Origin of the sequence: Haliscomenobacter sp., from assembly GCF_965225875.1 — a bacterium.
GTDB lineage: Bacteria > Bacteroidota > Bacteroidia > Chitinophagales > Saprospiraceae > Haliscomenobacter.
Genome location: NZ_CBDDBS010000003.1, coordinates 872495 through 886402, shown reverse-complemented (window position 1 = coordinate 886402; position 13908 = coordinate 872495). Strand labels below are relative to the sequence as shown.

Genomic DNA, 13908 nt, shown 5'->3' with positions numbered 1-13908 from the left:
CGAAAGTCTGAAACTTTCGAAGGGCGCATTCTGGCGTTTTCCTTATGCTCACTTTTCCACAAACACCTTCATTTGCCGCACCGACCAAGGTGTATCATCATCACCAGCTGGCAGACCTTCCGCCAAACTAAGCCGCATGAATTTTGCCTTGGCTCCATTTACGGTCAAAATATTCGCCCCTGGCACTCCTTTGACACTGGCCACCGCAGTTTGCCAGTTTTTCCCGTCCATAGAAATTTCCAGCGAATAGACTCGGGGATGGGTGTGCAAAATCGGCCTTGATGCAGGTGGAGTATTAGGCGTGGGCCGCCAGCCTGGTTTGGTGATTTGTGTTGCCGTGAAATGGATCTCGGCCAGTTTCACTTCTTGTGGAAATTCCACTTGAAACCACATGCCCTTATCTTGTCGCCCACCCGTAGACCAACCTTCGTAGTTGAAGGCACTTTGGGCAGAAGCATTGCCACCGATACGGGTTGAAAAGACATGACTGGCCGTGGCTTTCATGTCTTTCGCAGTGAGCTCATAAGGGGTTTGGCGCAGCAAGTCATCAAATTTATATAGGACACTTTGGCCACTTGTTTTTTTGCGCACTGTTGCCACTTGCTCAGGAGAAACAAAAGAGGCATCATTGGACAATTCGCTGCGAATGTAGGAAATCACATCCGCCACCCACTGATCCGATTGATCCTTCATACTCGCCATCATATTGCCTGCATAGGTTTTGCCTTCAATGGCACCATCCATGCCGTGGAGTACCACTTTAATGGCGTATTCAGGATGGCCTTGCATACGTGCAGAACCCGCCAAAGCTGGTGCCATCAATTTCCCTTCACCTGCGGGAGTTCCCATACCGGTATTACCGTGACATTGGGCACAAAGTTCGTTGTAGATGGTAGTTCCACGTTCTACGATGGCTTTTTGCACCTCCGTCAATTCAGGGGCACCAAATGGGCCAGCATTGCGCGGCTTGGGGGGATTGAGAATTTGTTCACCAATTACTTTTACCCCTGTAGCTTTATTTTGGGCCATAGCCCCCTTGATGCCCTGCTCCAAATTGGGCAGTTTCAAAAATTTGGCAGTGAGCATAGCCTGAATGAGCACATCCGTATCTGGATCAGTGAGTAATCTTTGGTAATCGGGCTCCAGGGTTTTGTCTCCGTTTTTATACAAGGTTTCACTGGCCCGTAAAGCCTGGATGCGCAGGCGTGGGTTGGTATCTTTGAGCAATTTTTGGGTGGTTTTTACACTCAGTGCACCCAACCCTTCCAGGGTCCAGATGGCGTGAAAGCGAGTGGTCAGATTTTTGTGCTTCAAAGCCATGCGGGTCAATTGTGGCACCACCGATTTGTCTTTTTTGAGTACCAGGAGTTGCTGTGCCATATCCCGCCACCAGCCGTTGGGGTGTTCCAGGTGTTTGACCAACTGCGCAGCGGATTCTTCAAACATGCGGGGTTTGGTTTTGTCTCGCTCCATCCCATCGTAAGTAACGCGCCAAATACGTCCCAGACCAATCACTTTATCCAACTGGTATTGTTCAATTTTCACCCGTAGATAAGAACCCCGCTGGGTCCATTGCCCTTCCTGAATGATGCCGCGGTACATGTCGGTAATGTATAGTGTGCCATCGGGTGCCGTGGTCATATCAACCGGGCGGAACAAGGGGTCGGTTGAGCGTAAAAACTCAGACTGCTGCTCCTGAAATACGTTGTGCAAGGTCGTTAAGCCCTCCGTTACCACGGGGTTGATCTGGCGCACAATGCGGGCTACTGGTTCGCCATAAAAGTATTGGCCTTTGATGTTGGTAGGGAGTCGATCGCCACGGTATACGTCATTACCTGCCGAGCCAGTTACCCGATTGAGCGAGCCATCGGGTTGGCGAATTTCATCCATACCACCCTGCATGTCGGCGGTTTTCACGGCTGCACCCCAGGGCACATCAAAACCTTTGGCAAACTCATTCGGGATTTCGAAATTGCCGTAATGAATGGGGAACTGAAAATGGGAAGGCAAACCGCTGGCCCCACCCTGGAACCACAATTTGCCATCGTCGTCGTGGGTAAGGCCCCATTGCGCACGGTTGGCACCCGTTTTTTCCCGAATAATTCCTTGTGGCGTTTCGCGAATGCGGAAGGCATTGACGGTGCTGTAGAGCCAGTTGTCCATGCCATAATACATGAAGGCTTGCTGGTGTTCTACGTTGCCAGAGCGGCCGTATTTGCTGGTGAAAAACTCTTTTTTGTCGGCTCTGCCATCTCCGTTGGTATCGGTGTATTTGTAGACATTGTCAGCATCCGATTCCATCGACAGGATGCAATCTTTGCCATAGGGGAGCACAAAACGTGGAAATACCAGGCTGTCTACAAAAGTGGTGCCCGTTTCGTACACCCCATCATTGTCCTTGTCCTCCCAACGGGAAATCCGGCTAACCGGGTCGAGTTCGTTTTTGGAATCCGCATCCAGCATGTAGGAGCGGAGTTCCAGCACGTACATGCGGCCATTGCCATCAAAGGAGATAGCAGCGGGTTGTTCGATGGCCGGTTCGGTGAGGATAGGTTCAATTTTGTACCCGGGAGGAAGGAGAAACCGTTTTTGCTCATCACTTGGTGAAACGGGCAGAATCGGGGCTTTGGGCGCCAGGTCGATGCCTTTCCAGTCGGGGGAATTGGGGTCCACACCTTCAGGGATTTTTACGATGGGCAAGGTGTCTCTTGCAGGGATGGCATAGGTCGTTTTGAACGTTTTTAGTGGGACTCTACTTAGTAGAAAAGAAGAACCGATGAACGCCAAGATAAGCATGGCGAGGTTATACGTAGTAAACGATTTTAACATGAGTCGGAATATTTTTAGTTTGTTTATAGTTAAAAGTGCAATTCGGAGCTAAAATAAAATTTTAAAGCATGATTCAGGCCTATTCGGACGGTAAGAATAAAATTAGCCAAGCAACTTTATCCGCACCCTCCTTCTTGCAGGGTCATTTAGTCCATCGCAAGGCTCTGGGGCAGCTTTGATGGATAATTTGATCCGCTCTTTGGGGAATCCCGATCCGATTAAAATATCCATAATTTTGTCCGCCCGTTTGGCTGCAATGTTTTCCTTTTCCAGCATTTTTTGCCCGTTCGACAATAATGTGCTGGCCCGATAGGCCGAAACCTGTATTTCCTTCAGTTGAATGATTTTGGCGATGCGTATGGCCTCCGCCAAAATTCGCGTTTTGTGCAGAGTTAGATAATCACTGTCAAAATCAAAAAGAATCGTAAAACTTCGGGTGCTATCTGGAAAGGGTTCGTTTTTGGGAAGTGGCGGCGGTAGCGGCGGTTCCAGGCCATCTTCTGCGGGCAGCAGTGTATTGCAGTTGAGGCTCAATTCTGGCATTACGGAGATAGACAAGGGTTCCAAAACAATACCTCCGCAGATTCTTTCGCCTGGTTTCACGGTACCCTCCACCAGCACTTCATGTTTCAGTTGAGGGGGATAAAATGCACTGCTGGTGCGCCCTTGTTGACCCAGGTAGTACAACTCGCCCTCGTACTCTGCCAGCCAGCAGGGCATGGTTTTGGAATCGCGGATAATGGGGCAAGCCACAAAATTGCGCCGATTGGCGGGTGGTTTTTCATTTTGTTGAATACCAATCGTCAAAAAAATTGCCGCTATGGAAAAATACAGTTTGCTCATGACTACAGTACGCTTAAAAAATTCACCAAATCCTGTTTTTCCTGATCCGTCAGTTTAATGTCGAAGCGGCGGTCGTAATAATCCACCACTTCCAAGAGGCTTTTGGCAGCTCCGTTGACGAAATAAGGCGCCCGGGCCGACAAGCCCCGGAATTGCTGCATTACGATGGAACCAATGTCAATGCATTTTCCCGTGATCAAGGCCCTGCCCGGATCTGTTGTGTATATAACCCGGCCCAAATATGGATGAGGAGGAGCAGATTTATCGCAGGTGCATTTGAAAACCGGCAAATCTGACTTCAGATTGGCAATGGTATTTTCCGTCCAGGTCGGGTAATTGGTGGTACCCAAATCTACCCAGCCTGGTGCAAGGTCTTGAGCGGTCATTTGTCCATTGTGACAAGTCGAGCAACTGCGCCTGACCGGATTGCCCAAGCCAATGTTGTTGATGTGGGTAGCATCTCTGATCCAAAACTCGCGGAACATAAATATATCGTTGCCCCGGGCAACCGAGGCCCGAAAGGCTTTTTGTTCAGCAGTCAGGTTTGCAGGCATACTTTCTTCCTTTTTCCAGGTATTGAACCAATGGAAAATCGGGTCGCGGTTGTTGTTGGCCAATACGTGTACTTTCCCGCTTTGCATGGCTTTGGGTCCCAGCCCGGCTGGTTCACCATTTTCAGTGAGCGGGCTGCCCCATTTATCCTGACTTTGCGCCATGAACAGTTGGTTTTCGAAGGCTACGATTTGCTTTTGTTGTTCAGGGCTCAAGCCATTTTGGCCTTCCAGGTGCCCAAAGTAGGCATCAATCGCCTGTTGTTTTTGGGTATAATGGCGCGAGTCTGCCATCATGTTCATGCCAACAACCTTCCCAGTTTCGGGGTCAGTAACGGCCAGGGTGCCCGTTTTGATGTTAAAAACAGGGTCAGGCGACATCACGTAGGTCATATTGGCAACCGGGCGGGGCCGGCGGAAAACCGAAATGGTGGGATTTTTACTTTTTAATCCTAAATCAGGATCGAGGTTTACACCCGTTGGATCACTGACTACCTCAATGGTGAATTCCGGCTTAACAGTTTTGCCATTGTCTGGCTTGGGGGGCCAGGGCAATGCAATTCTGAATAAGCCTCGGTTCAGCAGCAAAGAATGTGAGCTTTCTAATTCTTGGGGCAGTTTGGGATTGTTGGATCCGTCCAGCGCAGCAAAAATGGGGTCTTTTCCCTTGGTTTCCACCCACCTTTGCCGGAGGCTTTCCACCGATACACTCATGGCGTCTTTGGGTTGGTGGCAACTCACGCAGGCGCGGCCATTGGTGCCTAAAGGTTCAAAAAAGGGATGGCCTTTCATCTGTATTTCCCCTGCTGCATTGATGTAGCCCAGTTTTCCGGCATGGTTTTTAAATTCCATTTCAGCAGGTAATGTTCCTTCCTGCCCCGCTTTAATCCAGGCGAGTTCTGAAAATGTTGTAAATGCTGTGAGCAAAAGCCCGGAAATGGCAAGTAGCTTTAGTGTATGCCTCGACATCAATTTTGGCGATTTTGTGCGAAATGATTACTATTTGTGGGCTGGCTCAAAAATAGAATTTTATTACAACTTGTTAGCCTATTACAATATTTTACAGGGTCGATTTGTCGACCAAGCATCATTTTACTTGAAATTATATGAAATGAACAACTTAAACACAAACACCCAACAACTATTCCTAAACTATCTGGATTCAAAATTAAGCTCCCACGATTTTGAAACCTATCTCTATTCAAGTGAAACACTAGAATCAGAACTGGGCAATGAATTATACCTCGAACTCATTAGCATCAACTACAAACATACAGACTGCCGTTCAGCCGTGAACAAGCTAATTTCTCCATTTCTCAATTATGGAGAAATGCACAAGACTATGATCACCAATACGATTAATAATATTTTAGCAAAAAAAGTCAACATTCTAGATGGCATCAGTGAATTGAATGGTTGGTGCTGGAAAGGGTATACTTTTTTGGGTGAAATAGACATCATTTCAGATATTGGAGACGCTGGCAGGTCCGTGATACACATCATTAAGGACAGCGATACTGAAGACGAAATAAGAAATAAAATTGAAAGGTATGAGCCGGGCTTGATTCCTTTTTTGGAAAATGTCAAAACTAGGCTTTCGGATGGAAAAATTGTTTTGACAGGAAAAAAGGTACAACATCATCAATCGGGAGTTTTTTTTGAATTTGAAAAAAAATAAGTTCCTACACTACTGGATATTTTTGTTTTTTTAGGCGCGGAGGACATCAATTGCCACGTGCTTTAGCTCGTGGATCGGGGTTCCCCTTTAATCGGGCTTTAGCCCAAATTTTCAATTTCAAGCCAGGGCTGAAGCCCAGATTCTAGGGTGTTCCTATGCCCCCAGGCTGAAGCCAGGGGCAATTAATGTCCTCTGAGCAAAATGGGCAGTGGTGTGTAAATCTCCACAACCCTCCCATCCATCTACTCATTTACCCGGATTGTCGGTTTGCCAACCATGGTAAAACTTCCATTTATACTTTAGCGTTTTACCAAGCACTATATTTGCTTTTTTTTAACCACAATCCATTCATCTAATGATCAAAATAATTGCATTTTTCAACGTTTGGTTTTTCAGCATGGTAGCCATCTTCAGTCCAAAAGAGGAGGCTAAGACAAACCTTGACGAAAACATGCCCATGTGCAATACCAGCATGGTTGAAAGCGTCGACCAATGGACCAAATTGCCAACTTCGCCTGTACTCAGCTCCGTTCCTGCGGGTTCCAGTGCTTTTGCCATAGATTCCAGCAAGGCCTACACCATGCCTTTGTTGACTCAAACACCCAAAGGGGAAATCCTGCTTTCCTGGACGGAAAAAGACGAACAGGGATTGATTTCCTTTTGCCTGGCCTTCTCCAAGGACAAAGGCAAAACCTTTGGAGACAAAAAGGTAATTTTCTCTGGCAAGGGAATTGGCAATAGCCGTTTGATGCGGGCAAAAGTATTGGCCAAAAAAGATGGCAGCTTGGTAGCTCTGTTCACCAATCGGCCTGACTCACCAGCGGGTGCCCCAGCAGGTGGCCGCCGCACCTCCGACCTAGTGTATTGTGTATCCAAAGACGCCGGTGCTACCTGGACCAGCCCGCAAAATGTGGACTCCGATCCAGCCAAAGCCATGCGTGGCTTTTTTGACGCCATTGTCTTGCCCAACGACGAAATCGCCGTTTTTTACCTAAAAGACGTGGCCAACAGCACCAAGCATGAAGAGCGTGATTTGCGGATGGTACTGAGCAAAAACGGGGTGTTCCAACCGGAAAGATTGATCGACCCAGTGGTCTGCGATTGCTGCAACATCAACTTGCTGGTCGACGCCAATGGGGCCTTAAATGTCTATTACCGGGACAACAACGATGACATCCGCGACATCGCCAAAATTACCTCTACTGACAATGGAGCAACTTTTTCCAAGCCTCAAATCGTTCACAACGACGGTTGGAAAATCAATGGTTGCCCACACAGTGGCGCCATCTCCAGCAGTTATGGCAAAGGCGCTTTGATCGCCTGGTTTTCCGGCGCTGAAACCGAATCGGGTTTCCGTTTGGTGACCCAGGAGGGCAAAAAACTCTTCGTATTGAGTGATGCGTCGGTAAAAAATCCCTGGATCATGGCGGGTGCGAAACAAGCAGTAATGCTGTGGGAGCAAAGCCAGGCGGATAGTGGAAACAATTTGGTATTCAGAAAAATCAATGGGGATAAGGTGTCTGAAACGGTGGCGGTAGAAGGCAGCATCAATGCTCTTAATTCAACCGGTTTGATGCTGGACAACCAATTGCTCCTCGCTCACGAAGTGAAAGGCGATAAAAAGAATAGCCTGAAGATTACTACGGTGGCTTTGTAACGGTAGAAAGACCTCTACAGCTAAAAAATAAGTATAGGATATAGGAAGAGCCCCACAGGTGGTTTTCGTTTTTTAACTAAACCGACTGTGGGGCTACTCAAACAACCCGTTTACTTTCTTTCATCTTGAAATTGATCCTCCTCGTCTATAGTTTATCCATTTTGTTATAATTACCACTTCTCTGAACAATCTTCTCTATTTCTTTGTCTTTGTACAAACCTCTATTTAACCAAAATAACAACCGACTGTCTAATGAGAACCTTATCATTGTTCTTAGCCCTAATCGTTGCGGCCAGCTTCAGCCATGCGCAAACTGCCGACGAGATCATCAACAAATACCTTACCGCTACCGGAGGCGTAGAAAACTGGAAAAAACTGGAAGGCGTCAAAATGTCGGCCAAAGTCAATCAAGGCGGAATGGACATTCCCCTCGATATTTTCAACCTGAAGGATGGCCGCCAAATGACCGTGGTTACCTTTCAAGGCAAAACCATCAAACAAGGTGTTTACGATGGAACCACCCTTTGGAGCACCAACTTCATGACCATGAAGCCAGAAAAAAGTGATGCCGAATCCACCGAGATGTTTAAAACCGGGCTTGGCGATTTTCCGGATCCATTCCTGAACTACAGCGCCAAAGGCTACAAAGTGGAATTGGTAGGCAAAGAGACGGTGGAAGGCACCGAAACTTTCAAAATCAAATTGACCAAAAAACCCCTCGTCATTGAAGGCAAAACTGAAGAAAACGTATCCTTCTACTTTTTTGATGCGGAGGAGTTTATTCCCATTATGGTAGAATCAGAGATCAAAGTAGGGCCAGCCAAGGGGAAAATTTCTCAAATCACCATGAGTGACTACCAGGAAGTCAACGGCCTCTTTTTCCCATTTTCGCTGGGCCAGGGGGTAAAAGGTATGGGTAGCCAACCCATCACTTTGAGCAAAATTGAGTTGAATCCTCAGGTAGACCCAAAAGAATTTGTTTTCACCGAGGAAAAATAGGGGCAATAAAGAACAAGCGTTCATTTTTCCCTACAATAAAGGATCTAAAAAATAGCGCCTGAACCACAGGCCAATGAAACTGCTTTTTAACTTGACATCAACCAGGACTAAACGCCTATTGATCAGGTAGAAAGCAGTTTTTTTATTTTAACAAATTCTAAGCATGACGCAAAAAATTACTTCCCGATTTTTTTGAGGCTTTTGAATAGGAAGCTCGCTTGAAATGAAGCGTTCGACTTCCTATTCAAAACCCAAATCGGGAAGTTAATTTTTCTGCGTTACTAAATCAAAAATCATGCATCAACTATATCGTTTTTTGTGCCTGGCGCTTTTGTTGCCAGCACTGCTACCTGCGCAAGACGCTACTACCCGTGGCAAAGAATTGTTTGGCGACCTGCGTGCCCGTCAAATCGGCCCTGCCATCATGAGTGGGCGCATCAGCGACATCGAGTTGCACCCCAGCAACCCAAAAGTCATTTACGTCGGTACTGCTGGTGGTGGCGTTTGGAAAAGCAACGATGGCGGTGCGCGCTTCAATTCTGTTTTTGACAACCATTGCCAATCCATTGGTGCAGTTGCCATCGACCCAAGTGCTCCTGACAATGTAGTATGGGTGGGTACAGGCGAAACCTGGACCCGCAATAGCGTTTCCATGGGCGACGGCATTTATCGTTCGGGCGATGGGGGGCTCAACTGGACCAAAATGGGCCTGGAAAAATCCGAGCGAATTGCCAGTATCATTGTTAACCCCAAAAATTCCAATGAGGTATACGTAGGTGTATTGGGTGCCTTGTGGAGCGATAGCGAGGAGCGCGGCGTGTACAAAACGAGCGACGGAGGCAAAACCTGGAGCAAAATCCTTTATGTGGACGCCACAACTGGCTGTGCCGATATGGTGATGGATCCGAGTAATCCTTCGATTCTATATGCTTCTTTTTGGGAGTTCCGCCGTACCGCCTGGTCATTCAATTCAGGCGGCAACAACAGCGCCCTATACAAATCTGTGGATGGGGGCAAAACCTGGAATAAAATCCACAATGGCTTTCCCAGTGGCAAATTGGGCCGTATGGGCATCGCCATCGCTGCTTCCAACCCCAAAATCCTCTACACCGTCATCGAATCAGAACAAGATAAGGACAAAGGACTGTACCGCAGCGACGACGCCGGGGCTTCCTGGAAGCAGTTGAACAACGACTTCGGCATAGTGGTCCGCCCGTTTTATTTTTCCCGCATCACCGTCGATCCCCGCAACCCGGAGGTAATTGCCAAGGGTGGGCTTTCCGGCTCAATTTCTCGTGATGGTGGCAAAACCTTCCGCAACCTGGGTGCCATGCACTCCGACATCCACGACATCGTTTTTTCCATCAATGACTCTGAACGGATGTTTGTAGGAACGGATGGAGGTGTATACCGTTCCTGGAATGGCGGAACCACCATGGAAATAGTGGCAAACCTGCCCGTTTCTCAGTATTATCACGTCAGTGTCGACAATCAGGAGCCGTACAACATTTACGGCGGCTTGCAGGACAACAATACCTGGTATGGGCCTTCCTCTTCACCCGGTGGTATTGAAGCCCGGGATTGGCAATTGATCGGAGTCGGCGATGGGTTCCGGGCACTGCCCCACCCCACTAAACGCATCGTCTACTCAGAAATGCAAGGCGCTGAAAACGTTTGGCGCACGGACCTGGAGAAAAACAAAATCCGTGTCATCCAGCCTCTACCCGTGATTGGCGACCCCAAATTGCGTTGGAATTGGAATCCGCCCATGGCAACCAGCGCGATTCGCCCGGATCGGCTTTACATGGGCAGCCAGTTTTTGCACAAATCTGACGACATGGGCGACACTTGGGTCAAAATATCTCCCGACCTCACCACCAACGACCCCAAAAAGACCAGTCAAGGAAACTCGGGAGGCTTGTCGACCGACAACTCCGGTGCCGAAAACCATTGTACCATTTTCACCATTGCTGAATCCCCACTGGACGAAAAAGTCATTTGGGTAGGCACCGACGATGGCAACGTACAAGTGACTCAGGATGCGGGCAAAACCTGGAAAAACGTCAATACCAACTTGCCGGGATTGCCCGCTGGAACCTGGTGCTACCACATCGAGGCTAGCAGTTTCAACAAGGGCACCGCTTATGCCGTCTTCGAGGGGCATTCCCACGGAGACATGCAGCCTTATGCCTACAAAACCACCAATTTTGGTGCCACCTGGACTTCGGTGTTGACACCCGACGTAGAAGGAATTGCCCGCAACATCCAAGAGGATTTTGTCAACCCAAACTTGCTCTTTTTGGGTACCGAGTTTGGTTTGTACATCAGTATGAATGGAGGAAAAAGCTGGTATAAATTCACCAACAACATGCCAGCAGTGGCCGTACACTACCTTGAAATTCAGCGCAAAACCAATGACCTGGTCATGGGCACCCACGGCCGGGGGGTCATTATCCTGGATGACATCAGCCCGCTGCGGCAAATCAATGATGAAGTGCTGGCCAAGGATTTACACTTTTTCAAAAATCGCCCAGCAATTATGTACGAAGAAAGTAGTTTTGGGGGCACCGCTGGGGAGACTGAATTTGTGGGACCCAATCCATCCAAGGCTGGCCAAATCGTTTATTACCTCAAAAAACGCCATAGCCTGGGTAAGTTTACGATGGAAATCCAGAACGCTGCTGGACAAAAAGTACACGAAATCACTCCGGGCAAGTCCAAAGGAATCAACATCGTAGAGTGGGCGTACACGGGCAAAGTACCCAAAATCGCCAAAGGCCAAACCATCAGCCGCGAAGGGGCTACTCCAGCGCCAATCCCGGCCGGGAAATACAAAATTGTGGTGCAAAAAGGCACGGAGACCTACACCCACGATTGGGATATTTCCTACGATCCAAAATCTGCCATCACGTTAGAGGATCGCAAAATCAAAGAAGCGACGGTACAGAAGGTTTTCGATATGACCCAATCTTTGGCCTACCTGGTCTACGAACTGGATGAAAGCATCAGCGGAGCCAAACAGTTGATGGCCAAAAACACAGGTTTGTCCGCTACCCTCAACCCGATGTTGGCGGATTTCAACAAATTGAAAGAAACTTTGGTCGTTACCACTGGGGACAACTACGTGTCGGCAGGTGAGCCACAATTGCGGGAACACCTGGCTACTCTTTTCAGCAACTTGGCATCCGGTTTGTACAAACCTTCGGCCAATGAGTTAGCCAACCTCAAACGCATTGAGTCGGAGTTCAACACAGCCAAAGCAGAGTTGCAAAAGTTAAAAACTAAACATTTGGCCAAATTGAACGAGTTGTTGACTCAAAATCAGCTGGCCGCCATTTCCGTAAAACCGTTTGAAGAGTTTTTGAAAATGCCGTAAGGCACCAACTTAGGTGTACCTTAAGTGTCTGAGGTTGCTTAGGTGGTGAAAAAACAAAGCTTCGCGAAGTGGGGCAAAATTTCATTACCTAAAAAACCTCGGACACTTAATGCCCTCAAAAAGGAAAAATCAACAAAGCATGCTGGCTCACCGTACTAAAATCCCGCCAAACCCGATTGAGTTCTGTCTCTATTTTGGCTGCCTCCAGTCCGGCAAAGGGATAAAGTTTGGCATTGGTTTCTCGACAGGTCCGGGTAAGTTTATGGCTGATTTGGCTGATTTTTTTTAAAGTTGTTGGGGAAATTGCCTTTTTTGTTTCCAACTCATTCCAGGAGTTTTTTATAGCATCATAAAATGTAAGCTTGATGCTTTCCATTTTAGCTTTTTGCTTGTCTACAATTTGTCGGAAATATTTTTGCTGCCTTTCCGAGTATTGTCGATAAGCATCTCTTTTCCAAAAAGCAGCAACAACCAATTCCTGCAAGTGCCGAGAAATTCCCAAAATATTCACCGCTAAAGTAGCTTCGGCAAATTGTAAAAAAGGATATTGATAAACCAAATCGGGCAATTGAGCTTTGGCGGGATCAATGTCAAAACAACGATTCAGCGGAACATCGAGGTGCTCTACCTCAAAAGCGTGGCTGCCCGTAGCAATCATCCCCATGTAGTTCCAGCCGTCGAGGATTTTTACTTCATTTTTATCGAGAATAAAGGCTTTCACCACTGGATTCCCCTTAGCATCATGGACAGGGTTACCATTGTCATAAAGCGCACAATTCGCAGTAAAATGAGAAGCATGCAAGGCCCCTGAGGCATAAACCCAGTGACCATTAATGAGGTATCGATCCCCTACCCGATCCGCTTTTCCACCTACAAACCCACTGCCAGCGAGGCAAAGTTTAGGGTCGGTAAAAATGGTATTGCGCAAAGAATCCTCCATAAACCCTACAAACCAGCCCGCACCAGCACAAAGCGTAACCGTCCAGCCCAAACTACCATCAGCATAAGCCAGTTTTTCTTCGATCCGCAGGGCTTCGGGCAAGGAACAGCCTAATCCACCAAGGTTCTCTGGCACAAAGAGTTTGAACCACTTTTCCGTATAGATCTGTTCCAGCCATTCGGGGGGAAGGCAGCCAAGTTCTTCGGCCTTTTTAGCCATTACAGCATTCAACGCATCGGTGTCATTCATCGGAGGCATTGAGTGTTTTTTTCCAATCCAAATACCCAAAAATCGCTACCACAAACAGGATCAAGGTCAAAATAGAAAATAGGAACAACTGCTTGTACAACAACAGCGGGATCGCTACCAGATTGGAAACATTCAACCAAATCCAGTTTTCCAGTTTGCGTTTGGCCAGCAGCCACATCCCCGCCCAGGCGGTGGAGGATACAAATGCATCCAGGATCGGTACATCCGAATCGGTGAACTTGTCAAGCACAAGATAAAGTAGCCCCCAACCCAAGAGGGCAATGCCCCAGGTAATCCATTTTTCCTGCTTTTTGCTAAGGGTGATTTGTGAGGCACTGGAAACAGATCCATTGCCCCAATTGGCCCATCCATAAATGCTCATCAAAAGGTAATACCCCTGCAGCAGGGTTTCTGCGTAAAGCCTGGATTGGAAAAACAGGATGACCGAACAAATTACACTGATGATCCCCGTGGGATACAGCCAGATGTTGTTTTTGCGGGCAAGCAGGACTTGACTTACCCCAAAAACCACTGCGATCCATTCCAGCACGCTGGTTTGGCGAATTTGCTGAACCAGCAATTCTCCTGCTTCGTTTAGGCCCATATGTAAAATTATCCAGAGTGATCAATCCCTACGCCGGCATTACCCGGATCAGGTGTTCGACGAATTTACGCCGATGGGTGTGATCTCAGCCCGTTGTTTTAGGGCACCCCATTTTGATGTAGTAAATTTAGCGCATTAAATGGATATTTACAGCGGTATTATTGGGCGGTCAAAAGAACCGA

Annotated in this window: 9 protein-coding genes; 4 read left to right on the top strand and 5 right to left on the bottom strand. The window is 47.7% G+C overall.

Going from position 1 to position 13908, the window contains the following annotated elements; translation table 11 throughout:
• Positions 1 to 48: 48 nt before the first annotated feature.
• The 3 genes from ACO08K_RS23980 to ACO08K_RS23970 all read right to left on the bottom strand — a co-directional run bounded on the left by ACO08K_RS23980 (position 49) and on the right by ACO08K_RS23970 (position 5192).
• A complete protein-coding gene (locus ACO08K_RS23980; RefSeq protein WP_421799019.1) occupies positions 49 to 2829 on the bottom strand; it encodes a DUF7133 domain-containing protein in 2781 nt (926 codons plus the stop codon).
• A 102-nt stretch (positions 2830 to 2931) separates the two neighbouring features.
• Positions 2932 to 3672: an OmpA family protein gene (locus ACO08K_RS23975; protein ID WP_421799018.1), complete on the bottom strand. Its 741-nt coding sequence runs from the start codon at positions 3670 to 3672 to the stop codon at positions 2932 to 2934.
• Between the two features lie 2 nt (positions 3673 to 3674).
• Positions 3675 to 5192: a hypothetical protein gene (locus ACO08K_RS23970; protein WP_421799017.1), complete on the bottom strand. Its 1518-nt coding sequence runs from the start codon at positions 5190 to 5192 to the stop codon at positions 3675 to 3677.
• Positions 5193 to 5334: 142 nt separating this feature from the next.
• Here ACO08K_RS23970 and ACO08K_RS23965 point away from each other — a divergent pair, with 142 nt between their 5' ends.
• The 4 genes from ACO08K_RS23965 (at position 5335) to ACO08K_RS23950 (ending at position 11933) form a co-directional block, all read left to right on the top strand.
• Positions 5335 to 5901 (top strand): hypothetical protein, encoded by a 567-nt coding sequence (locus ACO08K_RS23965; protein ID WP_421799016.1) that lies wholly within the window; start codon positions 5335 to 5337, stop codon positions 5899 to 5901.
• A 355-nt stretch (positions 5902 to 6256) separates the two neighbouring features.
• Positions 6257 to 7558, top strand: a complete 1302-nt coding sequence (locus ACO08K_RS23960; protein WP_421799015.1) for a sialidase family protein — start codon at positions 6257 to 6259, stop codon at positions 7556 to 7558.
• A 252-nt stretch (positions 7559 to 7810) separates the two neighbouring features.
• Positions 7811 to 8557 carry a LolA family protein gene (locus ACO08K_RS23955; RefSeq protein WP_421799014.1) on the top strand — a complete coding sequence of 249 codons (747 nt, stop codon included), beginning with the start codon at positions 7811 to 7813 and terminating at the stop codon, positions 8555 to 8557.
• A 295-nt stretch (positions 8558 to 8852) separates the two neighbouring features.
• A complete protein-coding gene (locus ACO08K_RS23950; protein WP_421799013.1) occupies positions 8853 to 11933 on the top strand; it encodes a WD40/YVTN/BNR-like repeat-containing protein in 3081 nt (1026 codons plus the stop codon).
• A gap of 115 nt (positions 11934 to 12048) precedes the next feature.
• Here ACO08K_RS23950 and ACO08K_RS23945 read toward each other — a convergent pair whose 3' ends face one another.
• Together ACO08K_RS23945 and pnuC are read right to left on the bottom strand one after the other, a co-directional pair.
• On the bottom strand, positions 12049 to 13131 hold the full coding sequence (locus ACO08K_RS23945; protein WP_421799012.1) for an acyl-CoA dehydrogenase family protein: 1083 nt from the start codon (positions 13129 to 13131) through the stop codon (positions 12049 to 12051).
• Positions 13115 to 13726: a nicotinamide riboside transporter PnuC gene (pnuC, locus tag ACO08K_RS23940; protein ID WP_421799011.1), complete on the bottom strand. Its 612-nt coding sequence runs from the start codon at positions 13724 to 13726 to the stop codon at positions 13115 to 13117. Before pnuC ends, ACO08K_RS23945 begins: the two co-directional genes overlap by 17 nt.
• Between the last annotated feature and the right edge of the window lie 182 nt (positions 13727 to 13908).

Coding starts and splice junctions, on each gene's coding strand:
- ACO08K_RS23980 (WP_421799019.1), bottom strand. CDS start 2,829: ATGTTAAAATCGTTTACTACGTATAACCTCGCCATGCTTATCTTGGCG.
- ACO08K_RS23975 (WP_421799018.1), bottom strand. CDS start 3,672: ATGAGCAAACTGTATTTTTCCATAGCGGCAATTTTTTTGACGATTGGT.
- ACO08K_RS23970 (WP_421799017.1), bottom strand. CDS start 5,192: ATGTCGAGGCATACACTAAAGCTACTTGCCATTTCCGGGCTTTTGCTC.
- ACO08K_RS23965 (WP_421799016.1), top strand. CDS start 5,335: ATGAACAACTTAAACACAAACACCCAACAACTATTCCTAAACTATCTG.
- ACO08K_RS23960 (WP_421799015.1), top strand. CDS start 6,257: ATGATCAAAATAATTGCATTTTTCAACGTTTGGTTTTTCAGCATGGTA.
- ACO08K_RS23955 (WP_421799014.1), top strand. CDS start 7,811: ATGAGAACCTTATCATTGTTCTTAGCCCTAATCGTTGCGGCCAGCTTC.
- ACO08K_RS23950 (WP_421799013.1), top strand. CDS start 8,853: ATGCATCAACTATATCGTTTTTTGTGCCTGGCGCTTTTGTTGCCAGCA.
- ACO08K_RS23945 (WP_421799012.1), bottom strand. CDS start 13,131: ATGCCTCCGATGAATGACACCGATGCGTTGAATGCTGTAATGGCTAAA.
- pnuC (WP_421799011.1), bottom strand. CDS start 13,726: ATGGGCCTAAACGAAGCAGGAGAATTGCTGGTTCAGCAAATTCGCCAA.